The sequence below is a fragment of the Acinetobacter sichuanensis genome (assembly GCF_003024515.2).
GTDB lineage: Bacteria > Pseudomonadota > Gammaproteobacteria > Pseudomonadales > Moraxellaceae > Acinetobacter > Acinetobacter sichuanensis.
Genome location: NZ_PYIX02000014.1, coordinates 1 through 25,138, shown reverse-complemented (window position 1 = coordinate 25,138; position 25,138 = coordinate 1). Strand labels below are relative to the sequence as shown.

26 protein-coding genes and 1 pseudogene are annotated in these 25,138 nt (G+C 39.1%); 19 read left to right on the top strand and 8 right to left on the bottom strand.

What is annotated here, in order from left to right; genetic code table 11:
• The first annotated feature begins 80 nt into the window (after positions 1–80).
• From C9E89_RS10115 to C9E89_RS10075, 9 genes are all read left to right on the top strand, one after another.
• On the top strand, positions 81–956 hold the full coding sequence (locus C9E89_RS10115; protein ID WP_227518657.1) for a DotH/IcmK family type IV secretion protein: 876 nt from the start codon (positions 81–83) through the stop codon (positions 954–956).
• Between the two features lie 21 nt (positions 957–977).
• Positions 978–2,489: a DotG/IcmE/VirB10 family protein gene (locus tag C9E89_RS10110; protein ID WP_024160793.1), complete on the top strand. Its 1,512-nt coding sequence runs from the start codon at positions 978–980 to the stop codon at positions 2,487–2,489.
• A 5-nt stretch (positions 2,490–2,494) separates the two neighbouring features.
• Positions 2,495–3,376 carry a hypothetical protein gene (locus tag C9E89_RS10105; protein ID WP_024160794.1) on the top strand — a complete coding sequence of 294 codons (882 nt, stop codon included), beginning with the start codon at positions 2,495–2,497 and terminating at the stop codon, positions 3,374–3,376.
• Between the two features lie 10 nt (positions 3,377–3,386).
• Entirely contained in the window at positions 3,387–3,962 is a 576-nt protein-coding gene (locus C9E89_RS10100; RefSeq protein WP_024160795.1) for a hypothetical protein, read from the top strand.
• A 167-nt stretch (positions 3,963–4,129) separates the two neighbouring features.
• Positions 4,130–4,543: a hypothetical protein gene (locus C9E89_RS10095; RefSeq protein ID WP_024160796.1), complete on the top strand. Its 414-nt coding sequence runs from the start codon at positions 4,130–4,132 to the stop codon at positions 4,541–4,543.
• Between the two features lie 110 nt (positions 4,544–4,653).
• Positions 4,654–5,541 carry an HNH endonuclease signature motif containing protein gene (locus C9E89_RS10090; protein WP_005005914.1) on the top strand — a complete coding sequence of 296 codons (888 nt, stop codon included), beginning with the start codon at positions 4,654–4,656 and terminating at the stop codon, positions 5,539–5,541.
• Positions 5,542–5,551: 10 nt separating this feature from the next.
• Entirely contained in the window at positions 5,552–6,751 is a 1,200-nt protein-coding gene (locus C9E89_RS10085; RefSeq protein WP_005028615.1) for a hypothetical protein, read from the top strand.
• Between the two features lie 61 nt (positions 6,752–6,812).
• On the top strand, positions 6,813–9,995 hold the full coding sequence (locus C9E89_RS10080) for a hypothetical protein (RefSeq protein ID WP_005028612.1): 3,183 nt from the start codon (positions 6,813–6,815) through the stop codon (positions 9,993–9,995).
• Positions 9,996–10,117: 122 nt separating this feature from the next.
• The gene (locus C9E89_RS10075) at positions 10,118–12,910 is read left to right on the top strand and encodes a type IV secretion protein DotL (RefSeq protein WP_042892356.1); all 2,793 of its coding nucleotides are present in this window, start codon (positions 10,118–10,120) and stop codon (positions 12,908–12,910) included.
• Positions 12,911–12,950: 40 nt separating this feature from the next.
• On the opposite strand, the gene C9E89_RS23215 is transcribed toward C9E89_RS10075, so the two are convergent.
• The gene (locus C9E89_RS23215) at positions 12,951–13,136 is read right to left on the bottom strand and encodes a hypothetical protein (RefSeq protein WP_058952567.1); all 186 of its coding nucleotides are present in this window, start codon (positions 13,134–13,136) and stop codon (positions 12,951–12,953) included.
• A gap of 409 nt (positions 13,137–13,545) precedes the next feature.
• Here C9E89_RS23215 and C9E89_RS23285 point away from each other — a divergent pair, with 409 nt between their 5' ends.
• The 9 genes from C9E89_RS23285 (at position 13,546) to C9E89_RS10035 (ending at position 19,267) form a co-directional block, all read left to right on the top strand.
• Positions 13,546–13,719, top strand: coding sequence for a hypothetical protein (locus C9E89_RS23285; protein WP_162900306.1), 174 nt, complete (start codon positions 13,546–13,548; stop codon positions 13,717–13,719).
• 86 nt (positions 13,720–13,805) lie between these two features.
• A complete protein-coding gene (locus C9E89_RS10070; RefSeq protein ID WP_107008182.1) occupies positions 13,806–14,894 on the top strand; it encodes a DUF6685 family protein in 1,089 nt (362 codons plus the stop codon).
• A 12-nt stretch (positions 14,895–14,906) separates the two neighbouring features.
• Positions 14,907–15,413 carry a hypothetical protein gene (locus tag C9E89_RS10065; protein WP_033917403.1) on the top strand — a complete coding sequence of 169 codons (507 nt, stop codon included), beginning with the start codon at positions 14,907–14,909 and terminating at the stop codon, positions 15,411–15,413.
• Positions 15,414–15,570: 157 nt separating this feature from the next.
• The gene (locus C9E89_RS10060; protein WP_033917402.1) at positions 15,571–16,101 is read left to right on the top strand and encodes a hypothetical protein; all 531 of its coding nucleotides are present in this window, start codon (positions 15,571–15,573) and stop codon (positions 16,099–16,101) included.
• Between the two features lie 17 nt (positions 16,102–16,118).
• Entirely contained in the window at positions 16,119–16,469 is a 351-nt protein-coding gene (locus C9E89_RS10055) for a hypothetical protein (RefSeq protein ID WP_228199014.1), read from the top strand.
• A gap of 9 nt (positions 16,470–16,478) precedes the next feature.
• On the top strand, positions 16,479–16,898 hold the full coding sequence (locus C9E89_RS10050; protein WP_000145713.1) for a hypothetical protein: 420 nt from the start codon (positions 16,479–16,481) through the stop codon (positions 16,896–16,898).
• 5 nt (positions 16,899–16,903) lie between these two features.
• Positions 16,904–17,356: a hypothetical protein gene (locus C9E89_RS10045; RefSeq protein ID WP_033917408.1), complete on the top strand. Its 453-nt coding sequence runs from the start codon at positions 16,904–16,906 to the stop codon at positions 17,354–17,356.
• A 276-nt stretch (positions 17,357–17,632) separates the two neighbouring features.
• Positions 17,633–18,142, top strand: a complete 510-nt coding sequence (locus tag C9E89_RS10040; protein ID WP_005005975.1) for a hypothetical protein — start codon at positions 17,633–17,635, stop codon at positions 18,140–18,142.
• A 267-nt stretch (positions 18,143–18,409) separates the two neighbouring features.
• Positions 18,410–19,267: a hypothetical protein gene (locus C9E89_RS10035; RefSeq protein ID WP_228199017.1), complete on the top strand. Its 858-nt coding sequence runs from the start codon at positions 18,410–18,412 to the stop codon at positions 19,265–19,267.
• A gap of 55 nt (positions 19,268–19,322) precedes the next feature.
• Here the strand turns inward: C9E89_RS10035 and C9E89_RS10030 are convergent, their stop codons facing one another.
• The 6 genes and pseudogenes from C9E89_RS10030 to C9E89_RS10005 form a co-directional block, all read right to left on the bottom strand.
• The gene (locus tag C9E89_RS10030; protein ID WP_024160775.1) at positions 19,323–19,700 is read right to left on the bottom strand and encodes a hypothetical protein; all 378 of its coding nucleotides are present in this window, start codon (positions 19,698–19,700) and stop codon (positions 19,323–19,325) included.
• A gap of 13 nt (positions 19,701–19,713) precedes the next feature.
• Positions 19,714–20,028: a hypothetical protein gene (locus tag C9E89_RS10025; RefSeq protein ID WP_024160774.1), complete on the bottom strand. Its 315-nt coding sequence runs from the start codon at positions 20,026–20,028 to the stop codon at positions 19,714–19,716.
• Between the two features lie 85 nt (positions 20,029–20,113).
• A pseudogene (locus C9E89_RS10020) lies at positions 20,114–20,865 on the bottom strand (IS5 family transposase).
• A gap of 512 nt (positions 20,866–21,377) precedes the next feature.
• Positions 21,378–22,328, bottom strand: coding sequence for a hypothetical protein (locus tag C9E89_RS10015; protein WP_107008180.1), 951 nt, complete (start codon positions 22,326–22,328; stop codon positions 21,378–21,380).
• Positions 22,329–22,339: 11 nt separating this feature from the next.
• Positions 22,340–22,810 (bottom strand): hypothetical protein, encoded by a 471-nt coding sequence (locus C9E89_RS10010; RefSeq protein WP_005005983.1) that lies wholly within the window; start codon positions 22,808–22,810, stop codon positions 22,340–22,342.
• A 65-nt stretch (positions 22,811–22,875) separates the two neighbouring features.
• Positions 22,876–23,283, bottom strand: coding sequence for a hypothetical protein (locus tag C9E89_RS10005; RefSeq protein ID WP_005005986.1), 408 nt, complete (start codon positions 23,281–23,283; stop codon positions 22,876–22,878).
• 221 nt (positions 23,284–23,504) lie between these two features.
• On the opposite strand from C9E89_RS10005, the gene C9E89_RS10000 reads away from it, so the two are divergent.
• Positions 23,505–23,798 (top strand): hypothetical protein, encoded by a 294-nt coding sequence (locus C9E89_RS10000; RefSeq protein WP_005005987.1) that lies wholly within the window; start codon positions 23,505–23,507, stop codon positions 23,796–23,798.
• 194 nt (positions 23,799–23,992) lie between these two features.
• Here C9E89_RS10000 and C9E89_RS09995 read toward each other — a convergent pair whose 3' ends face one another.
• On the bottom strand, positions 23,993–24,796 hold the full coding sequence (locus C9E89_RS09995; RefSeq protein ID WP_005005990.1) for a DUF4942 domain-containing protein: 804 nt from the start codon (positions 24,794–24,796) through the stop codon (positions 23,993–23,995).
• Positions 24,797–25,138 lie beyond the last annotated feature (342 nt).

Sequence of the window (25,138 nt, the reverse complement as noted above, 5' to 3'; positions counted from 1 at the left end):
TGATACTTATGAAATTGAAAAAATTATCTTTGGCTCTTTTTGCTTCTACTGCATTAACTACAATAGTTAATGCTGCTGATATGCCTCCGAATACTTTTGCGGATGCTCAATCTCCTTTGGTTGCACCTGAGGTAGTTGATACAGCATCGGAAATTGACAGACAGGTTCACAATCTTGTTGGTTTGCAGTTCACACCTGAGCAAACAAAAATAGTTAAAGGACTTTTGTTGCAACAAAAACGAAGCCTTTCTAGTCCTTATGTAAATACGCCACAAGCGAAAACCCGTAGTTTGGGTATTTCATTAAACCCTGGTGAGGAACCGCCAGTAATTCGTTTAAGCGCTGGCATGCTATCTACTATTGTCTTTACCGATTCTTCAGGAAATCCATGGAACATTGAAAAGATTTCTTTGGACCGTGGACGTTTCTCAGATGGCTTAGGTGAGCAAAACGAAAAAGAGCCAGACGAAATCCCTGAAACTAACATCCTTTCAATCGAACCATTAGATCCAGCTGCTTTCGGAAACGTAACGGTCACATTAAAGGGATTGGGTGCTCCAGTAATTTTGATGTTAGCTACTGGCCAACGTGATTTAGATGTTCGTGTAGACGCACGTATACCTGGTCGAAGCCCAACAGCCAAAGCTATGTATTCAACAGGCAATCAAACATCGATTATTCCAGATGGTGTGAGTTTGCAATTTATGGATGGCTTAGCGCCTGAGGGTGCTGTTGAAATGCGAACCGATAGTCCTAATGTCCGTGCTTGGAAGTTTGGTGGCTATATATATGTGCGTAGTAACTTTGGTGTTATTCAACCAGCCTTTTTGAGTTCTTTCCGCGCTAACAACGGTATGAAGATCTTCCGTTATGAAGATTCTGAAGATCTGAAGTACATCACATTTTCAACGACTGGCGGTACACCTAAAACTGTTTACCTCGAAGACGCATTTTAAGTCATTAAGTGAGAATTAAAAATGGATTCAACGAACCAACAAAATAACCCGAATGACATTGAAGAGAATTCTAGTCGTAGCACTGAAGTAGGTACTACCGATGAAACTATTATTTCTGCAAACCAAGTTCATTCAGAAGAAGACCAACCTAAAAAACTGAAAAATACAAGTATTAAAACTGCTAACAAAAAACGTGTTTTTGCAGATACGCGCTTTCGCGTTGTTGCAATTATTGGTTTGGTAGTAGTTGGTGGATTAGGCTTTTTTATGTTTAACCCAATGGGGAAAAGTGACCAACTAGCTTTAGATAATCAGGTTGCTATTGCTACACCAGAAATCCAAGGACAGGGTACAAATGTTATCCCTCCTGAATATGTAGAATATGAACGTCAAAAACAAGCTGAAGAAGCTGCTCGAGCTGGCAAAAATGGTGAAAGCTATTTGCCCGAATTTAAAACAGTTGCAACACAAGATCCAAACGGCGATCTGAACGATCAGAATTTTATTACAGGTCCAAATGGGCAACCTGTAAACGGTTCTGCAACAGGTGGTACACCAAATATTACGCTTGAACTTGACCAGATGGCCAGAGCTAATATGGCAAATCAAGGTGGTGCATTACCTCAACCAACTAGCGGTGGTCTACCACAACAACCACAAACACAAAACGGTGCTAATCAAAACGCACCGATTTATCAAACTAACTACGCGCAACAATATGAACATGCTTCATCTGCTGCTAATGATGTTGCTAGTGTATATAGCCAACAAGCAGCTGCTTATGCAGAACGTAATGCTGCAACGCGTGAATTAAGTCAAACTGCTTTTGTTGATCAACTTGCTGCGTTTTCTAATACAAAGAACAAGGTCAACGGATATTCAACATATAAATATTCACACAACACTAAAGCATCGGAAGGGCAACAAAACCTTGGAAGCTTGAACGTTGCGAATACGACTAGCGAATCTACTAAAGGACTAGCAATCATTAAAGCTGGTACAACAATGAAAGCGCGTTTAGATACAGGTGTGAATACTGATAAAGGTAAAAACCTATTTGCTACTGTTATTGGCGGTAAATTTAACGGCGCAAAACTTATTGGTACTGTTGGTCTGAATACTGCGGATATTGAATTTAACTTTACCCGTATGTTGTTTAAGGGCGAAGAGTATGCAATCCAAGTACGAGCTTTAACTCTTGGAACAAAACAATCGGGCATGGCTGATAAAGTCCAAAAACACACTTTGCAAAAGCTTGGCGGTATGGTTACTGCTGGAATCTTTGAGGGTTACGGACAAGCCTATCAAAACATTGGTACAACCCAAATCACAAATACTGGCAATGTTGTAAGCACGAAGGAAGAGCCAAACGATAAAGAAATTGCCGGGAACATCATTGGTAACGTTGGTACGGAAATGGCGAACATGGCACGTACATCAACAGTTCGACCAACTACGTATATCGTTAACAGCGGAAAAGTATTTGAAGTCTTTTTTGATGCTGACGTAACAACACCGAAAAATAAGGGGTAAGCGAAATGTCTGATAATCAAATGACTGCTGAACAGGCAAAGAAAAATCTAAAAGATGCTGAAGGCAAACCCCAAAAAGGCGAAGGTAGTGCGAAGGGTGGTATTCCTCCAAAACTTCTTATTGTTATTGGTGTTATTGCCTTAATTATGATTGGTACTTTCTTTTGGATACAAATGAGTAAACCAAAAGACGTCAGCACGGCAGTTGCTCCAGAACAAACACCAGAATCCATTGATACTGTTGGTCAAGGCATTCAACAAACACAAGCAACATACAACCAAAATCAACAACCTTTAAAGGACAATAGTATTGCTGATGATACGGCGTTCATTGTTGATGAAAATATTGTGTTTAAAGATCCTACCACTGGTCAATACATGATTATGTACAAATCCATGTCGTATCCGATTGATTCTGATCTAGGAATAGAGGCAGTTAACTTCTATCAAAGTCAGGGTACGAATGCACTTATTTTATTACAACGTTTGAAAGAAAAAGAGCAAGCGCATGGGCAAGTACAAAACGGCGAACAAACTGCAGTTGCTCAATCAGAAACCATAATCAAAAATGAACAACTGAAAGCTGAAAATGACGATCTTAAAAACCTTGTTGAATTGCAAGAACAGGCAATTAAGGAATTAAAGACTAGTTTAATCAAAATAGCTAAAGACCAGACTAAGCAAAAGGCTTTAAGTACATCGGGATCTAAAACCTTATCAATTCCAAAAGGTGCAAAACGCTTGGATGCTTTTGCGGTTGTAGGCGATCGCGCTTGGATGACAGATTCTCAAAACCATACATATACAGTCTATGTAGGTCAGAAGATGCCAGACAATCGCACGGTCTATGCTGTTGACGAAAACGAACAAGCCATTTGGGTGAAATAAGGAAAATAGCGTGGATGCATTAGATATAGTTAAAGCGATATTAAACATATACGGTCCACTACTAAGCTTTATACGCATTTGCTTTGTTGTAACGGGGTTGGTGATTACTGGCACGGCGCTTTTTGACTTAGTGCAAGCATCATCACCTCAACAAAAGTTCTTTGGTCATGGAATGAAAGAGCCTACCACTGGTGGGGCATTGTTGAAGATTCTTATCGGTGGTGCTTTTGCATCACTTGGATATGACGGATATATCATTGGTGCACTAGGTTCTTCATTGTTTGGTGGTAATGGCATAGAACTTGTAACGGTACAAAGTTACTTGCCTAATGCTGGTGCTAATGATTTAGGTGCATATATCGTTACGGCGGTTGTAGGTTTTACGCAACTGGTAGGGATTATAGCGGTAGCTCGTGGCTTATATGGTTTTGTAGAGAAAATTGATGCTCAAGGCAATGCGACATACCGCAAAGCATGGGTTTTAATTATAACAGGTGTATTATGCGTATACGTTCAGGACGTACACGATGTCTTTGTTAATACCTTTGGAACACAAATAGGAGGAACCTTTTTTACAATATTTTAAACAATCTTCTTAAAATATGGTGAGAGTTTCTTAAAAACCTTGTATAAGATATTGAAGATATTTAACGAGAAGTTTAAAATTAAGCAACTTAAAGCAATAGGGTTTTAAGAATGTTTAATTACAGTGCGGAGATTAGCTCCCGTATATTAAATAAAAGGAAAATGACAATGGTATCATTAGTAAAACACTCAGTTCGCACTGTAAAAGCGACTGCATTCCGCGCAAAAGTAATGTTTTTAGCTTTTGTTTCTGCATTAATGGGTCAAGTTGCATATGCAAACACTGGCACATGGAACCCAGGTGGTACAGCTTACGGAAAACACGCTGCTGGTTCTGATGCGAATGAAATCTTAGGCCGTGGTGAAACATTAGGTCAAAACGTTTATAAATTCTTAATCGTAGTGTTCATGGTGCTTGGTTTAGGCTTAGTTGGTACTGGTTTGTATATGATGTATACATCAGAAGAAGATCAACAAAAGAAAAAGAAAACTGCTTGGATCTGTATTGGTGTGGGTGGTGCGTTATCAATCGTAGGCTTCATCATGTTCTCTGCTGCGAACACTATTACTGGTAAAGCGTAATACAATAATAAATAAGTTTAAAAGCGTGGCTTAGGCTGCGCTTTTTTTATTTTAAAAATAGTATATACATGTTTTAATTAGACCTTACTTAATAGTATTAAGGGGTTTAAGTGAAACATATAAACCGTAAGTTTGGTATTTTAAGACCTATTAACGGCGTAAACGACAAGCAAGAGATACGTCAAGATAAAACTATCCATGATGGTTTTAAAACCAATGAGACAATAAAGCAAATAATGTCTTCACAACCAGCTAAATGCTATTTTTGTGATTTCTATGACGAATACTTTTTAGAGCCACATCACTTAGACGGCGATCATAGCAACCATACGGCTGAGAACATTGTAGCGGTCTGTACGCTATGCCATGCACAAAACCACATCTTTGCACTATCACTGGAAAAGAAAGCTGAAATATGCGTATTGAGTACGAACATACCTCAAGAGATCTTTAATCAATATCAACGTTCATTACTGGTGTTATCGCATAAGTCTGACAACCAAGATCCTGAGCTTGCTAAGTTCGCACGGCGACATCGCCAAAGCTTGCTTGTAGAGCCGTTAAAGCGCCATCAACGCCCTAATCCTACAAAGATGTCTGAAGCAGAATACGCACGTAATATGTTTGAGGATATACAGGCGTTTAATGCGATTAAGACACGAGCCCAAAGCATTGATACCCAACTGTACTTCACGGACATTAAGTTCAACACAATGGCTGAATATGAAGAAGCCAAGCAAGAAGATATGTTGGTAGCGAACGTTGATTACGTAGACCAGCTCCGCAAGTACAAAGAGTGGTATTTGAATGCCATCAAAGAGAACAAAAACTTTTCTTTGTATCAACTCGCAAAAGCTTTGGAAAAGGTATCAGACGAAGCATACGAGAGCTTTAATCTGCCAAACCACTACATAGTATTTTCCCCGAATATCTTTACTGACGAGCAGTATGAGTACTACCAAACACTAGATGTATTTAAGGGTTTGGGTGATAAGTGAGCTCACAAAAATGACAGAATGCTTAGCAGATACCGAATACATAGATATGAGCTTAGAAGAGGTTATATCGGGCATAGTGTTACAGCCATTTAAGCCTGACATAGTGAATGATATAGCGGTATTGGATAGCGTATTTGAGACGGACATATTGAATGATGAATACTCATTTATTGGTCCATACATCTACAAATATTGGGAACTTGGGATAGATGCACTACCAAAGGAAACGCACGATCAGCTATCGATATTTCGCTTATGCGTTATAGGTACTGAGGCTTTCAACTTCCTGAACGATTTGTATATACCAACGACACGGGACACTGGCCATACATCTAACACGCTATTGCTACTCCATGTTGTACATATAGCGATAGGGAATCAGACAACAACTGGTGAAGACACAACGGGGCATTTTCAAGATCCACTGATTAAAGCGCTACTGTTGATGAATATCCCCGTTAACAGCGATTGTTTGCTGTTGGATGACACTTTGGTACACCTAAACAAAATAACGGCGCTGAGTGGCTTAGACGTTGAAATACAGGTTAAGCAAAGTGTGAGTGTGAAGCATAAGAAATTACTGAGCACCAACTTTGGATTTGACAATCCATTATCAATTATAAGCGTTTTGGAACAAAAGAAACTGTCTGAAGAACTGACACGCTACTTTCCGATGATACACCTACCAACGTCCGTAGAAGATGCGACAAACCAGATAGATACGGGCAACTTAAAAATGAGTTCGCTGCAATCTTTTTGTATATACCAAAACTTAAAGCTATCGGTGTCTAAAGTTTTCCACGAACAGGGCTTATACCAGAACAAAGAGATCTACATAGAGCTTGATAAGGTTCACTTCCAACTTAAAAATACAGGTTCCTTAAACTTCAAGGTGGGTACTTTAGGGGAAAGCCAAGAGGTTTTAGAAACGGCGTTTTGGCAACTGCTTAATAAGGGTTTAGTGTTTGACCTAAATAGTTTTAAGAAGTATGTCGAATTAAAAGAGGACGAAACCGTTAAAACTGATGTATTTACTAATTCAAAAAATGATAATATCCCTTTTAACAGTACCTTCTATGAGCTTTTATTAAGGTTGGTTTTAGATACAAGCTTAAAACCCTCTGTTAAAAGTCTTGAGGTCGCAATTCAAAAAAAGGATTTCGACAGTGCGATTAACGTTTTAAGAGAATTACCGTTTTTTAGTGCTTAATGCTTAAAGACATGTCTAATCAAAGATAGACGTAGAAAGGTGAATTAATAAAGGTGTTTAAATGAGTAAGAAGAAAGCTGAGAAGTCTGGTTATAATAAGACTGGTTACTCCAAGATTGAAATTATATTGATGTTATTCCTACAAAGCATGAAAGCTGACGTAGAGGATTATTGCGATTTAGAAACAGTATCGGACGAACATACGTTTGTCACAAAAACTGGTGCAATGATTACGATCATCGAATATAAGGGGATTAAGAGTTTAATTAGTGGTGATGCATTCAGCCGTCAAATTGGTTTGATGACGAGCAACATGCGTAACTACTTCAAAGACCGTGGACATACGATTCATCTAGCGTTCAAAGTAGACCATGAGACGCCATACGCCATTCATGACTTGAACGCCATGCAAAAGGCGACCACGGCGCGTTGTGCGATGAATCTAGACATCATCATTGATGAAATGACAGAAACCATTTCAGGCGGTGTATTTAACGAAAGCTGTTATATCGCTTTAATCTCTGAGCCAACCTTACTATCGCCAATCGATAAAGCTCAAGACTCAAAAAACCGTAAAAAGCTACTGTCGCAAATTACAATGCCAAGTACGGTCAATGCTCAAGACATGCTTAAATCATCGGACAGCTTATACGTACACCATGAGTCTTTTGTCTCACAATTCTTAAACTCACTCTCAACTGAAGAATTTCCAGCAATCTATGAAGTATTGAATGTTATTGAAGCTGGTCTAACGATTAAAAAACAAATTGCCTCACATTCAACTTCAGATGACTTCACCTTGTCTGTGCCGATGTTGAATACACGCTTACCGATGCGTTGGAAAGAAATACCATCAGAACATGATGCGTCACACGTTTTGTATCAACCGATCTCAGAACAACTCATGACGAATGCGATCTTACCTGGTACAAGTCAAGGTTCATTCTATCCAGTGGGAAGTGTTATCACTGACGGCGTTGTATATGCGCCATTGATGGTAGATATATATCCAGCTAAGACGAATACGTTTGAAACGCTATTCCGCTTACTACACCAGGCCAAAACGCACGACACTAACGGTAACATCCGTTCTATCCCATATGCGGTGAGTTACTGTATTACTGGTGATGGTATGGCTGGAACCATGATGAAACGCACGTTATCAAGCGTTATTCACTTTATGACGGCACAAAACAAAGCCATTCGTAATGCTGGTAACATTTTGATGGCCACTAAAAATGACCTAGATCAAGTAGACACTGTTGCTGGTCTGCAAATGACCATGATGACATGGGCACCGAATACCGAAGATGGTGTAAACATTCTTGTAGGACGGCGCCAAAAGCTTTGGAAGAGTTTTGAAGCGTGGGGCGGTGCAAAAGTCATGGAACAGGCTGGCGATCCTATTTTGACTTGGGCATCACATATACCGGGCTTGATGGTACGTAATCACGCACCTATTTCACCAGCACCGTTGTTTGATGTGTTCTACATGTTACCGCTGACACGTATTAACTCACCATTCCATAAAGGGCATCAGCTCAACAAAACCTTAGACGGTAAACTGATTATTCTTGATTCGTTCTCAAATGAAGTGACTGTATGGACGACTATTAACATTGGTAAACCGGGTACGGGTAAATCGGTCACAATGAACAAAGGCATGCTTGAGGACATCATGATGCCTGGTAACGAACGTATCCCGTTGACCTATATTGTCGATGTGGGTGAGTCAAGCCGTGGGTTAGTAGAAACAGTGCAAGATTCATTGCCTGAAGAGCTACGTCACTATGCCATCTATAAGCGTATTAAAAACTCAAAAGAAGAAGCGATTAATCCGCTTGAATTCAGTATGGGCTTACGCTACCCGTTGAACTACGAAATGCGTCAAATGACAGCGTTTTTAAGTTCATTGGTAACACCGCCTGAATTGAAAGGGCAACCAGCCAAAAACACTTCTGACGTTATTGGTGCGGTCCTACGCCGTACATTCTATTTTGCTGATGATACGAATGCTGATCATAAAGCACGTAAGTACATGCGCTTTGCAGATCCAGAACTAGATCGCATCATGGAAAAACACGGACTGATTGAGCCACATTCTGAACAAGGTAAGGATATTTCTTATTACGCTCTACGTGATCTTTTCCATTCAATGAATGAGATCCGTGGACGCACGTTGGCTCACCGTTACGCAATGCCGACTATTGGCGATATGATTGAAACACTTTCTGATTCATCAATTTTAGATGTTTGGAGTGATGTTCATATTGATAATGAACGAGCACTGGACTTTTTGGCGCATCAGATTATGGCTGCACAAAATACCTATCCAGCATTCTTCTATCACACTAACTTTGACATCGGTAACGCTCGTGTAGCTTCTATCGACTTAAACGAAGTTGCGACATCATCAGATCCTAAAACTACATCTCTATTCTTCCAGATTGTACGGATGTTCATTAAGCGTAAGTTCGCCGTGAGCCGTGACGATATTCCAAAATTCCCACAAGCTTATCGTGAATATGCAACCCAACTGATTAATGAGCTTCTTGAAGACCGCAAAATTATGTCTTATGACGAATTGCACGTTGCGAAAGGCGATCCAATCCTATTAGAAGAATTGGCTGAAGACGCACGTACATTGCGTAAATGGGGTGCTCGTCTTAACTTGGCATCACACAAAGTAGAAGACTTTAAAGACTTGGTTGGCTTTGCTACGGCGTATGTGATTGTCGATCCTGGTACACGCGAATCTCGTGAAGCTATTCGTGACAGTATCGGTCTAACTCAACTAGAAATGGATGCTCTTGGTTCAGGTAACGTAGGTTTCTCAGATCAAGGCTTAACGTACTTCAGTAAAATTAAACTCGAAAAAATGGAATGTTCGGGCTTATATACCGTTTCACTTGGTCCAATCCTTTTATGGTCACTCAGTACACATCCCGATGAACGTGCGCTCCGTAACTACACGTATGACCTTATCGGTGAACGTGGTAAGGCGTTGAAGGTCCTTGCACAATTTTACCCAAAAGGTGCGAAGAACCAGATTAAGACACGGCGTACCATGATTGAGAAAAATGCCAAAAATAAAGGCACGGACTTTGACGAAAACAAAGCAACTGCTTCAGTGATTTCTACCATGGCACAAGAGATGGTTGTTGAATATCAACGCTATGAACTTGAGCAAAACATGAAGAAAAAATTACTGAACCAACGTAAGTCTGAAGCTGTTTCTTCTTAACTCCAATCAGCTATATAGATTTGCGTTAATTGGTATATACATTGAAGTGCTTGGAAATGGGTAAGGTCGTTAAACAACGACTTTGCCTATTATCCTGAAGATAAAAGAGTAGGTCGCAAAGCATGGCTTCTACACAAAAATACGGCACACAAACAAAGTTCAGGCCAAGTTCGCTTAAGCGTGATACACGATCAGGCTTAGAGAAAATCCATTTAAAACTTACAGCGCCAGACGGCGCTAATTATTTGGTTGGCGTTCTTGGTGCTATTGCAGTTATTTTGTTTGTTGTTCCGTTTGGCGGTGAGATATTTATAGGGATCGCGTATTACCTATTAAAACGCTACACACATCCGAATGATTACTTTTTTGAGTGGCCATTCCGTGCGCCGTTGCATTCAAACTCACTGGATGCGTCAACTGACATTACATCACGCGTAAAAGATGACGTACTGGACAATCCAAAAGCCTTTTTGGAATACGCACGTACCAATCGCGATAAGCTACAAGGTGAGGGTGTGACTTACCTTGGTCGTTGCCGTGAAACTGGTCTACCTGTTTATGCATCTAACTCCGATGACCGTACACATCAAATTGTGTTAGGTACTACGGGTTCGGGTAAAACAGAATACATGCTAGGTAACTGTGCCAACCAGTACGTACAAAACTCAGGTTATATCTTTGTAGACGCAAAAGGTGATACCAAGGCTCAACAAGACCACTATCGTTTATGTAACCGCTTTGGGCGTAATGAGGATCTATTAACGATCAACTTCATTACCTCAGGTCGTAACATGCTACGTGCACAAACCGACAAGATGACCAACTCAATGAACCAAATGAGCAACACCAGCTCAGGGATGTTGATTGAATTCTTGATCAACTTGCTTGATGACTCAGGCGGTGGCGGTGGTGACATGTGGAAAGGTCGTGCGATGGCCTTTATCGCCGCACTTACACGAGTTTTGGTCTATCTACGTGACAATGGCTTCATTCAGCTTTCACCAAAAGTATTCACGCAATACATGGAACTTGAAGCACTTGAAGAATTGGTATTTTGTCATAACGATAAATACGGGATTGACTTTGAACGTGTGGCTGAACAACTTCAAGGCTACCTCGTTTCATTACCTGGTTATTCAAGCAACCCTAAAAAGTTAAAGAAACAAGAAACCAAAACCCGTGAGCAACACGGTTATATCACCATGCAGTTAACCAAAGCGATTAACGACTTGACGTTTAACTACGGTCACATCTTTGGTGTAGAGCATGGCGGTGATATTGATATTTTTGACGTTGTACTTAACCGCCGTATCTTAACTGTGCCATTACCAGCTCTTGAGCGTTCACCAGACTCACTCAAAATGCTCGGAAAATTAATCATTGGCTCAATTAAACAAATGATGGCTGGTTCCCTTGGTAACAAAATGGAAGGTTTACGCCGTGCCATTATTGACGCACGACCAACCAACGCCACTACTTCATTTAAGCTATTTTTGGACGAATGGGGCTACATCGTTATTGTCGGTGCTTCGGTTTTACCAGCTCAGGCACGTTCGCTTAACTTCTCTATTACGTTCGGTGCTCAAACATTTGAAGATATTGAACGTGGATCTAAAGAGGAAGCAGCTGCTACATGGGGTAACACGACCGTTAAAGCCATTGGACGTACTACTTCGGGTGCTGAAAGTACAACATACAAATTGGTTGATGGTTTTGCTGGTGAAGAGTGGCAAGGTAAAGTTAACTCAATCAATATGTATCAAGGTCTAGTATTCAACCGTTCGGTACCACAAACAGAAGTCCAGTTCGCCAAAGAAAAACGTGTGACAATTGAACAAATTGCCGGACAGCACAACGGCGAATTTACCTTGCTCATATCAACTAAAGGGGAAGGTGGTAAAACTTCAGACGTTAAAATCGTATCAATGTTGGCGTTCTATGTGGCTGGTGATCAACCCAAGTACTTACGCTTAAATGACCTTTGCCCAATCTTCAATATCCAAAAATCTGAAATCTACGATCCTACTTTAAAAATTGAAGACTTCATTCATGAGATTGAGGAAAAACACACGCTACTGACAGACAACAATTCATCTGCCAATGTCACGGCGCTTGGTGATTTTGAGATCTGCAGAAAGCTCAATAACACCTTGTACGAAAACAACAACACGGTAAAAGACTTTACTCAAGATTTTGTACATCAGATTCTTGAAGCAAGACGTCTTGAATCCATCACACCTGAAGGGATGGCACCTGGTCAAAGAACAGTAATGTCTTCGTCCACGGCGAAAGGTGAAATCTCCAAAGAACAAAAACACCGTGAAAGTATTGTTTCAGCACAAAAAGAAGCAAACATTAAAGACCAGATTATTGAGAAGCGAAAACAGTTCCAGTACTTCGGTAAAGATTCTGACATTTCACCTCAAGTACAAGCTGGTGCTTACAACAATGCGGATCTTGATGCTGAATTTAATATCTATGGTGAACGTATAAGCGAACCTGAACAGGCTCAACAGGAAAGTGATGTTGAAACTGTGACTCGCGCCGTTATCACACCAATGAACCTAGACAGCTACTATGATGAATTGAAAGAGATCCTAACAGGATATGACTTAACCGTTGCGCCAATTACTGAATATCAGCTTGTTCAGATACCACGCCATGTAAAACCTGAAGATCAGACACAATACATTGCGGAAAACAAAGCCAGTCTTGATCAAGCCATCTCACATAGCACTAAAAATGAAATGGAATTCGTAGAACAACAGTATGCAGCTAAGTTTGAAAAAGCTTTGATGAAAAACCCGTTCTCGCACGAATGCGTTACTTTTGAAAAATTGTTGGTGATACTTGGTTCAAAAGGTTCTTCAGCTTCATTACGATCAGGCATTACAATCAAAAAAAAGGATGACTAAACGCATCCATGTAGAAGACATAAGGCTGGTTATCCAGCCTTTAGTTTTTTTGGGTGAGCTGTTTGTACTTAATACGCCTTAATTCATCACTCGGCATGTATTGGGCTATTTCATATTCGCTCTTATACGGCGTTTCATTGAATATGGCCAATAACAACAACTGCGACAGCGGAATGGCTTCAGGCACCATCATTTCGATTAAGCGAAACTTTTCAGACGCATTCACATCAAATGCAACCAATAGCGCCGTATATGGAATGTGGCGATCTGCAAGTGATAAATCGGGGTAAATAGGTTGGTCCTAGTGCTAACGTTTGAAAGTCATACATATTCAAGCAAGAGATAGCTTTAGGTACATTGGATAGGTTCACGGCGTAAGATTCAATGTTTGAACACATATTGGCATCCAGTTTGGTTTTAACCCTAGTTTAGATGCATTTTAATATAATAACTTAGTTTTAACGTGCGTATTCTTAAACATAACTAAACCACTTCTTAAAACCTTGTTTTGTTTTAGGCTTAATCGGTATATACCATTTCATAAAAAGTTTAATGAACTGTGTTTTACCCTTTACAATCCTTAATACATCAATTAAATTGCCCTTAAATCACATCCAATATACAGGATATAGGCAATGACTAAAGAACAGCTAGACGACTTACAAACACTTGGAATGACTGACTATAAAACACGTTTACACGTTAAAGGTGTGCGAATTGTTGAAGTGCAACAGTACTCAAAGTCTGTCGATAACAACGCCGTACAACCACTTGCAACTAATACCACTCAACCGCAATTCTTAAATTAATTTTCCAAAAAAATACTTATAAGCACTTTCTGTATTAATATATCTTTATTAGTTTTAATAAAGCATTAATCAATGGAGTGCTTAAAATGTTAGACACTTTACTTTCGGTATTTTCAGCAAAACATAAGCTTTATAAGAATCTCAAGTTAAAACCCTTTATTGATACCCGTTTAGTCAATTCTGACAGCATCGCCATGAGCGATGTTTTCCCTTTTCATCAAATCAAAGATTCTCTTTGTATGACTGGTATATCTCCTACTAATTTTGTACCAGGCAAAAACATTGTTTTGAATCCACATGCCAAAGATAACGATTCCATCAGCTACCTTGGTCAAGATACGCAAAATCATAAGCCGTTCTACATCTCTCCCTTTGCTGAAGAATTGGCTGAAGTATTTAACCCGATTTTTGCAGAAATCATTCATCTTGAAACACCATGCTTACTTGACCTATCTGAAATTGGGGGCTTCTCAAATTCCAAGTCGGATTTAAGCCAGTACCGTAGCATTGATGATTTTGTAAAAAACGCATGCCCTGATTACATTAGTGATGTGAGTATGGAAAATTTAGATCGAATGTTGTTATGGCCAGAAATCCGTTTATTGAACTCTCCAGATACAACCACTGATCAATTTTTTATCTATGGCTGGAGTCCTAAGATTTTTGTTCAAAATGCTGGTGGATCACATCACATGGCTGCTGCACATTACTTGGCTAAGAAACTGAGCCAATGTGTGCCGATTCAAGGCAAAGTAAGTTTGAATCTAATCTCAAGTAAAGCACTTCAAAACTTTGATTCAAAATACGCTGCGTTCGCCGTGCCAGATGATGCATTGATTGATATGGGGAATGATTTATCAGAATCAGGGCTTGAATATCAGCTGGTGTTTTTCCGTGAACGTGAAGTTAATTTTATCTTCTTCAAAAAGAATGATCAGAATGCCCGTGTTATTTCGCTATTCAACAATCTGCATGCTTCATTGAATGGTGCATTAAAGTCGGCGGTTCAAGCGCAATTCAAAAATGAAGCACTACTCACAGTCATGAGTGCTAACCTCTCTGATACATCAGAAGATCAATTCTTTAGCACACGACCTCACTTGGCTGAGATCTACAATCACGTTCAAAACGAAATTTGTTTGAGTGGTCCTAAACCGACTAGCCCGACAATCTAAGGGGTAGGGAATATGGATCACCAATCATCAACTACACCACATGCACTCATTCTCGGTCTGACACTTGAACAGGCCATTTCTGTTTTAGCAAAGAAACCCGTTGATGCTACCCACTACAACTATCTTGAAGATGACGAGTACAACACCTACGTCATGATGAAACCTGAGTGGACTAGCCTCAACAAACATGCCTACCTACATGTAGATGGCTTAACCCATGAGCGTAAATGGATGTTTATGCCGAATGCTTTAGGTGAGTACAACTTGATAGAGGGCTGTATTGACCTGTTTGAACTTAACCAGGCCATCGAACAGCAATATCTTGTGTTTGAACAATTCCTGAATAGCCACGGCACACCGTTCCGCAAAGTTGGTGAGAAGTTTTCTTTTGTCACACAACTGCTCTTTGATGCATGGGTGATAGATCCAGAACGTGCGATTCAAAAACTTCATGAGATGAAGGAAACAAAAATCTCATTACAAGTGCCTTTGCTTCATGGGGATAGTCAGCATGATTGATACGCATTGCTCTAGATCAACCGCATCACCACTCGCCATTTGTACGTGGACCTAATCAATCCGCACGGTTCCACTTTTTACGGATGCATCGCATATGCCAAGCGTACCATCCGTTTAGCCACTTCAACTGAAATTGAATTACGGACGGTGAATAACAATGAACATGAATGAAAACATTGCTTCAGAAATTGAAGCTCGTAGCGCTTTTGAAAATAAATACGGCGTGGTCGGTAGTCTGTTGGCCAGTGGCAATTATTCTTCTTGGGTGCATCAGGCGAAATGGGAAGCTTTTCGTGATGGTTGGATGCAAAGTGAAGTAGAAACTAAAAAGTCTATCTATCAAATGCAAACACCAGCCATCAGCGATGACCAATTGGAAGTAGAAAAATTACTGCAGCTGCTTGATGACTTTTGGAATAAGAAATGGGGCGATTGGAAATCATCTGCAGATATGGTGGCGCAAGGTGAGGCAAATGCCTATGAACATGCGAGAGGATTGCTTGAAACGGCGATAAAACAAGATGAAGCCACATGCCAGTGGTTACGCAATCAATTGGCAACGATTCAAACTGAATTGGATGCTTTTATCACATTCGTTAATGAACACCTTGCTTACCATGAAAGTGATGGTCCAGATTTAATGTCGAAGATCCAGAAGCTCAAACATTTGATAAAGGTTAAACCATGATTACGGTTCAAATAGAGATGTGTGGCTTTGGGATTAAACGGCGTTGGGAGTTTGGAGATCCGCGCCGTGCGCCAATTACAGTTTTAGAAATGGGCTTCATTAAGGTTTGTAAAATGCGTGGTGATAGCAAACTGGTTGAGTTCATGAGGGGTTATGCAGACGACAAAGAATTCAACTGGCATCCCAAAGTTCGCATTGCACGTAGAAAAGCAGAACGTAAAGCCTATTCGTACTATGACAACCACTACAAACAGCAGATTAGAGAACTTTTCGATCGCCAAAATGTAGACCGCCAAAAACAATATGAATTGGAACGCCAAAACAAAGCGTTATTGGCTGTTATTGAACTTAAAAAAGAACAATCGTAGGTATATACCATGACGGGAATTGAATATTTTCAGAAGTATGGCTGGAGTCACGCCGTCCAGTCCGTTAGTCGAATTCCAAGTGAATACAACGAATATTCACCAGACCTCAAAACTGTTGTTGTAAACGGCAACTTTCGTTATGCGATGGCTGCGGAAATCAGCAAAAAGAAAACTGAAGTCTATGTTACTGAGCTCAAACAAATCATTGAGAGTGAAAAGCTACTAGAAGACTTCTTTAACTTGAATCTGGTTGGTATAGAAAAAGGCTTAAGTAATGCTAAGCGTGAAATGCAAGACATGGAAGAACAGGGGATTGTTGAATTCAACCATCGTTTTGATGACGACCTGACTTGCACCACGGAACGCATGAAACTTGCCATCGCTCAAATAGACCATCTTTATCAAAACAACATTACAAAAAGTGAGTAATGCCCATGTTAGAAATGTTCCAAAATCAAACCATGCGATATATCTCTATTGCCATTGGCGTGATTAGTATCTTTATATTCCTATACCTACTTAAACTCGGTGAGGGGCTTGTCATTAGCCTTATAGTTGCTGTGTTCATATGTGGTTTGAGTTTATTCAAACTGAAAAACTACTATGAAAAAAATAACCCATACATCAATGCAGAACACCTTGCTTGGCTGTATGGTGAATTGCAAGAATATGACCAGGATCTATTCACAACTGTCAGCAATCTGACCAAGAGTACTGGACGTTTAGAATTGAGCCAGCTTAAATCAATCCGTAACCGCTATGCTTCTTCCATGAACGAAACTCAACTACAAGCATTGGCCAGTGAACATACTGAAGAAAGCAAATATCGCTTAGACCAGTACAACTACTCAATTTATGTGATGGATGAAGTCATTAATCAATATTAATGGCTGTAATCTAATGGTGAGAAATATGAGTCAGCAAAAACAAATTAAGCAAAAAGTGAAGCTTTTAGATATATCCCCTCTATCCGCTTTTTTTGGATTTTAATGTCTGAACTCTCAGTCGTTTATGCGTTTTATTCGCCCTTATATGATGAATTATCGGGTGCCAACCTGATCATCATTCTTTATGCAATCTCTATTAACATCGCCGTGTTATATATCTGCTATACGCGGTATCAAATGTATAAAGAGCTACAAAACTATTGAAAGGTTTATAAAATGAACACAACTCTACCTATTCTTATTCATAGCGTTATTGGTGGTATTGGTGAACATCCAGATGCTAAAAAACGAAGCTTAGGATACGGCGCTATCATGCTGTATATACCGATTGAACATATGGTCGGTTCAGGTGTACTTAAGCTGATGATTGATGTGAATACACTGTCGATCTATGCGTCTGAAAATCCTAATTACCTAAAACAACCACATACCATCAATGAAGCTTCTCACTTGTGGAATGCATTGCGCTTTGACAGTGCTTCTAAAGCCAGTCGGAAGGTCATTCATGATAATGGGTATGTTGAGTGTTTGTTTTCCATTCCTATGAAGGTTCTTGAGCCATTTATGGGTGCTGAATTGATTCAAAACGAATTAGGACTTCCATACATGGCCATCGATCAAAGTGACAAGTCGAAATGCATGCCGATTTGGTATGATGTCAGTAAATCGACCAATCAATTTATTGATGGCAACTACAACGATTATCCTGGTGTGCAGCCAACTTAAATTTTTAAGAAAAGTTTTTAGCTTTGATGATTTGTTAATTATTTATATCGACCAGATTGGCGATGATGAAGAGAACAGACTCAATATGGCCCGTTTAATGGGCCACATTTATTTTTATAGATTAGGGATGCTAACTGCGTGAAAACAAAAATCATTTTAAACATCATTTCGTGGACCTTAACCGTCCTAACTTGTTATGCGTGGATTGCCTTTACGTTTATTGAACCAGTTGGCTACACCATGACTTTTCTTGTTATTTTAATATTGATGACAGTAGTGCTCAGCTGGTGCTTGGCAACACCTTATATTAAGACCAAAGACCGAACCAAGCGACTAGACGAAAACTTTAAGCTACTTATGCTCTCTGTTGCTGTTGTTCCACTCCTAATGTTTCTACTGTCATATGGTTTTATATGGTGTTTCAAGACGCTAGAAAAGAAACAGTTCAACCATGACCATATTGCTGCGATGGTACCGGGTAGTAACTTCAATCAACTACAAAAGTTTGCCAAGGAAAACTACAACGCGCCACTTGTGTTAGGTGACTTTAACGAAAGTTGGGCTTTAACTTCCTTAGATATACCGCAAGCTTCTCCAGCTTCATTAAGATCTAGTACAGGATATTGCCTGGTGAATATGTCTAAAACCAGCATGAACACCATGTATAAAGAAGCAAAAACCGATGTAAGCTACAACGATTGGGAAATGCTGATATTAGCGCACGAGTTATCTCACTGTTTAGATCGTGCGACCGATGTGCCTGGTGAACTTGGCCAGCCACTTAAAGCATTAAATTCAATTGCGCCGTCTGATCGGTCCAAAGTAAAGATGGATGATGTATCTACCTTTGTAACGGCTGAAAGTAGCGGTAAAACGCAACTATGGCGAGAATCTTATGCGGATCTGTTTGCGGTAGGTTTTATGTCACTTGATCCAAAATACGATACTGCAGCGTTAAGAGAAAGCCTGATTAAATTACGTGAAAAACGTAAGGCACAAGATCCAACCCATAATTCGGTGTGTTGGTTGCAGTATTCTAAGAGTCAGCCTTTCCCACAAAAAGGTTCGGATGTTTATTCTTGGGCAAATAACATCAGAATTAAAGCGGCGTGCGAGTTGAAATAACTTGTCTTCAGACAAATTAAAAGCCCGAATTTCGGGCATCTTTTATACCAGCTAATTAACAATAAAAGCCAGGGCTTATAGTTGGTGCAGACATATCATCATAGATGCAATCTATACTGACTGCAGGTTTATCAATGTGGCTAAATAAGCTTGGATTGACCAATTGATTTGTTAGCTTAGATTTTTCTATACTAAAGCCAACCAGTTCAACTTCACAATCACACACGTAATGGAATTTTGCCTTACCGTACAACACAAATACATTAGGTGACTTCTCATACATCTTGAAGTACTCGGCTTGAGTTTGTGACAATGGAACCTCCAGCACCACAAAGCCATTTGGTACGACAAAAACTGCAGATCCATCTTTTACTGAGTAAACGATGGCTTGAACATCAGAAGCACGTTCAAAACCCACACTTTTTTTTATCATTTAGATTACCTTTTTATTTTGTAATATTCGCCTCGAGCGCAGCGTTTCGTACATCAGCTAGGTTTAACCAATGGCGGTGCTCAGCTTTAGTTTTTTCAATTTTGTGTGGTGTTCTTGGGTATTCCCAACTCCAGTAATGCTTTTTATAAATCTCCTTATCTTTCACAAGATACGCCTGTATAGATTGACTATCCTCATTAGTTGCATAGCCAACGCCAAAGTAAATATCTAAACCTTGCTTTAGTGCAGTTTGATAATCGGCTTCAAATTGAATAACAAGGGATTCAATCCTAGCTTCATGAGAAAAGATACTAGATAGTTTTAACATCACACGGCTCCAAGTTTAAGGCAATATGCCTCGAGATAAAACCATTATAACGGTCAAAATCCACTAAATTAGGGTCTGTTGAGAATTACCGAGAGTTAATTAAACTCGCGCACAGTTGAATCATGGCTTCAAAACTCGTATCTGTTTTACAACTACGCATCGCTATACGTTTAAATTCTTTTAACTTACAGAAATAGTTTTCAATGAGATGACGCCATTTATACATAATCGTATCAAATCCTCTCATTACTTTTCGATTAGATTTAGGTGGGATCACCACTTTCACTTTACGTTCATTGAGTTCTTGGATGAGCCAATCTGCATCAAATGCTTTATCCGCTAGTAATGCTTGAAAATCAACATCTTCAATTAAAGGTTTGGTTTCTACTAAATCGTGATATTGACCAGGCATTAATCGAAACTTAATAAGGTTGCCTAGACTATCCACTAAGGCAAGAATTTTACAGGTCATTCCACCTCGAGATTTACCTATAGACTGTTTGAAAGTCCCCCTTTTGCACCTTGCCCATGTCGATGAACTTTAACAATCGTTCCATCAATCATGGCGTATTCCAAATCAACATCTTCATTTACAGATGCAAAAATATTTTCAAATACACCAGCTTTCACCCAATCACGGTATCTTTTAAAGACGGTATTCCATTTACCAAAATGAGGAGGTAGATCACGCCATGGACTGCCTGTACGGGCAATCCATAGGACTGCTTCTAAAAATAATCGATTATCTTTTCCACTACGACCTCGATCGGTCACTTTACCTAGGCAAAAAGGTTCCATTTTTGCCCATTGGGCATCAGTAAGTATGTATCTATCCATAGTACTATTATAAATTAATCAGTAGCCTTTGTTAATTCTCAACAAGCCCTAGTTTATTTAAAAAAAATTTCATTAAAGTTAAACCCTTGAAGATTAAAACATACGGCGAAAAACTTAGGTTTTTTATTCAATATTAATCAGACTTACTCAAATTTAGTCTAGATGAACTGGTATTTTTAAAATTAAGGCTGCTTCGCGTTCCCATTTGTGAACAGATTCTCATTTTTGAGAATGAATTATATTTCATTTTTTGACTGACACTGGAACAATTAGCCATAGACGAGTAGGGGGTGGGTAAAGCCATATACCACATTTAAGAAATAACGCCGTAGTGGTGTTAATTCATTGTTAATTGAATATGGTTTGAATTAAGGCTTGATGGAAATGCATTAGTAGAATTATGGGTGCTGAATTATCAAAATTAAGTTTTGGATTATTTTAATCAACTAAAAAAACATCGTTTGCGTTTATAAAGCCAGCAGTTGATCAATTAGCTGATCAACGCAAGGGTATTAACCTTTTTTATGGTTTAAATACTTTTGAGTACGTTCTAATAATTTCGGGATGGTTTTTTCTGCTTCTTCTTGGGTGAGATGCAAACCATAAAATTTATTAGTTGTTCCGTAGCTTTCATTAAGTACTGAATAGGGAATATATAAGGTGTACATGTCTTGTTCTACTGAGTACAACGTGATGAAGTCAGTCGTATATGAAAACTTGCCATTTTCGCTCTCTAGCTTGATTTGTTGGTGTTTAACGAGCTTGAGTGGTGAAATGCAGTCACCGCCATAGATCGCAACTGTGCCACGCTCTTTGTACAGCTTAATGAGTTTTTTGGTGCATTTTAACGGCTTGCCGTGTTTGTCCAATTTTGGTTGGTTGCGAACAAAGATGTTATAGCGAAGATTCGAGTCACCAAGCATCCCGCTTGTTGTTTCACTGATGGTCAATTGGCGTTTAGACTTCTTATAAAACTCTAATAAGCGTTGCTGTAAATTGAACCGTGAAACACCGCATTCGATGTCAAAATCTAGACCTTTAAAAGCGTTTTTATTACTGTTGTTTCCAAAGTAACAAACTGCATCGTTAAACATTTGCGTTAAGTTTGCAAAAATTAAGAGAAAGTCGTTTTGTGGGTACGGACGTTTTTGATACATGCACCCAAACTCACTGTCTGACAACTTATAAAAATAGGTGCGAACGCCAGTATAACTGCAAAGTGAATCATAAATGCGTGTGCCTTTAATTTGAATCTGAGTAACATAGCTAGATGAAAATTCAGGGGTAGCCCAAAGCATAGGGCTGAACAGGATGTCCTTCACTAATCCATTGTCGTATGCACGGTCGCCAACGCGACTTTTTTGGTTAATGCGGTCGTTTTGGGTGTAAACATGGATGTTCTTCAGCTCCAACGTTTCACGTTTGAACACTGTCTTTTCAGCGGTAGCAGTAGCGGTCGTCATGGTGAAGTTCCTTATCGGCTTAAATACGTGTGTGCAAAAATTGCTTGCATGGTTTTAAAAATTTGGTCTGTTTCAAAGTAGTCAGAAATTTGCTCTTGGAATGGGCTTTGATGGTTGCGAACCAACGTGCGAATCGCAGAACTATTTAAGGTGTCTGAGTTGGTAAAACCATTTTTTAGTACTTTGATCTCAAAATATGGGCTAGTGGATGCAATCACACTGACAATAATGTTGCCGTCTTGGTCTGTCTTAACTGACAAATCAGCAATTGGGCTTAGCTCATGGCGTAAAAAATACATATTGTCGGGGTTATAGATTGCTTTAAATCTGATTCCGTCTTGGCATATAGCGCAAAACAGTTCATTCACCGACTCAGCAGTAAAGATCGCCCCAAACGTCACAACAACAGGCCCGACATTTTTTTGCTGTTTTTCATCATGTTTGATGGTTAGCTCGCAATGCGCTGTAATTAGGTTTTGCATGGTTTATATCCTCAAATGTGATTCAGTGGCATACGCACGTTATCCGTGCGTATGGGTGAATTGAATTAAGAAAGTTCGCGTGACCAACAATCTTCTATACGGTCGTATGCGTAGCCGTTTTGAGCCATTAACGTGCAAATGTCTTCAAGGTTTTTGCCAAAGATATTTACTGAGGTAACTTGGTCGAGTACTGATGTATGACCAAAGTTTTCTTTTAATGTTGCAACATAGATTTCAACGTCCATGAAGAAGAAATTTGTTTTATCAGCCAATGTCGGCATGTGCTGTTGAAATTGAAGTTGAGCATAGTCACTATCCGCTTGAAGATCCGCAAGGGTTAAATCACAGTTGTTGTCGATGTAATCTGAGATTTCATCAAACAATGTTTCCATGTGAGCACCGCTAAAAGTTTTAGGGAAACCGATGTATAAAGTGCCTTGTAACTGTACTGATTGAGCGTTTAAATTTGACATGCTGTTCACTCCAAGTTTTAAGCTTTCTGCTTTTGATAGTTTCATTTTATGGGAAAACACAACCTGGCAAACCTTTCTCGAAAAATAAGATTTTCAATCTTTTTTTAATCAATTAAAAAACATCGCTTGCGTACTAATATGATTTTTCTATTAGCCGTATCGCCGTAATGCATTAAGAATAATTTAACGAGCAATTAGTTAATTAATTAAGTTTAATTAAATTGTTAAGTTTTAAAACATATGAAGATGAACCAGCTCAAGACCGTCTTGTGCTTGAAAACATCACCATTGCTGAAGCGATGAAGTTAGCTGAAAACAACGGATTCTTTAAAGCAAAGTACCAGGTGCTTAAAGTGATTCAATATTTTGATGTTGAATTGGTACTCACGGCGTCTGATGTTGAGTACTGTGCTGAATTACACCAGTTTAGCGGTGGCTATAACGTGACGGTGCTTGCTGATACACCTGAACAAGATCTTATTGCAATTCTCAATTCATTGGGGATATTGAATTAGAGCCATCTCGTGATAAGAGAATGCAGCTCCGAAAAATGGAGTCTAAATTTAAATCTGCCTTTAAGGGATATGATTTATCCCAAGTATCCATAGTGATATGGTCAGTGTATGTTCACCAGTGGCACGATCGCAAAATTAGTACCGTATATATCTAAAAAAAACCACAATAACAATTGATGGTTTTTTAATGAGCTTTATAAAATGGGTTCATCATACGCACGGCGTTTGTGTTTTACATTTGGATCTATGCCAATTTGATTCGGATATAACAGGTTTAATACCTGGTTAATGCGATCAACTACGCATTGATTAAACAAGATATGACAGTTACCGTTTTCGTAGATCTTAATGCGTAATAAATTATCATCAATGCTATGCCAGATACCACGATCTAACCTGAGTTTATCTAATCTAGTGTGGTCTAAAGGCTTGCCAAATAACTGCCTTGCTATAAAGCGTACTTCTTCCACTAAATTATCTCGTCTGCAATAAGAATGGTAGCTATTGTGATGAATGATCACGCACGGGTTAATACCAGCACCAAGATTGGTTTTGTATTTGCTTGATAATTGGCAAAACAATGAATCAACTTTACGAGCATATGCCATGTGGCGCGTAGACCAGATAGATTCTAAAAATACATTCACGTTATCCATCGTGAAATCTTCAATTTCATGACGAGCAATTTTATCTGACAACGCATCATATTCTTTTTCAGATATAAAGTTTCTAAGATTGATGATCTCAGTTAACTTCCTCCAGAAGCATGACGATATTTGTTTTAAAGCAGATTCTTCAGTATTGAATGATGATGAATATGATTTTCGGGTGATTGCACTCACAATCTGGTAAGCATCAAGTTCAATATCTTTGATGCTTTCATAAATAACCTTTATTGACGATTTTGCTTTTTCGCATTGCAAAATTAGCTTTTCGACTTCAATAAAGTCTAATTCAGATGCTTGCACTTCTCTTTTTATATTTACCAACATATTCATAATTGCCCACCTAATTAGCTTAATTGTCTATATAGATATTTTAATAAAAACCATGGTCATTAATTTTTTTTTAAAATTTATAAGCTAACTTTTTCACTATAATTAAATTAAATAAGCACAACGCTTAAAACTTGGTGTAGTGGAATATGGCTCAACCTTTAAAATTCCTTATTACCTCTACTCATAAATGATGATGTCGATATGCTTATGAAAAAACAACATTCAGTTATGTTCTCAACTGATCGAACAAATACCAATGCTATAAAAATCTGTAATGAGGATATTGTTAAATGAAAAAACTCTGTACACGACAAATTTCACAGAACCCTTATCCTATCAGGA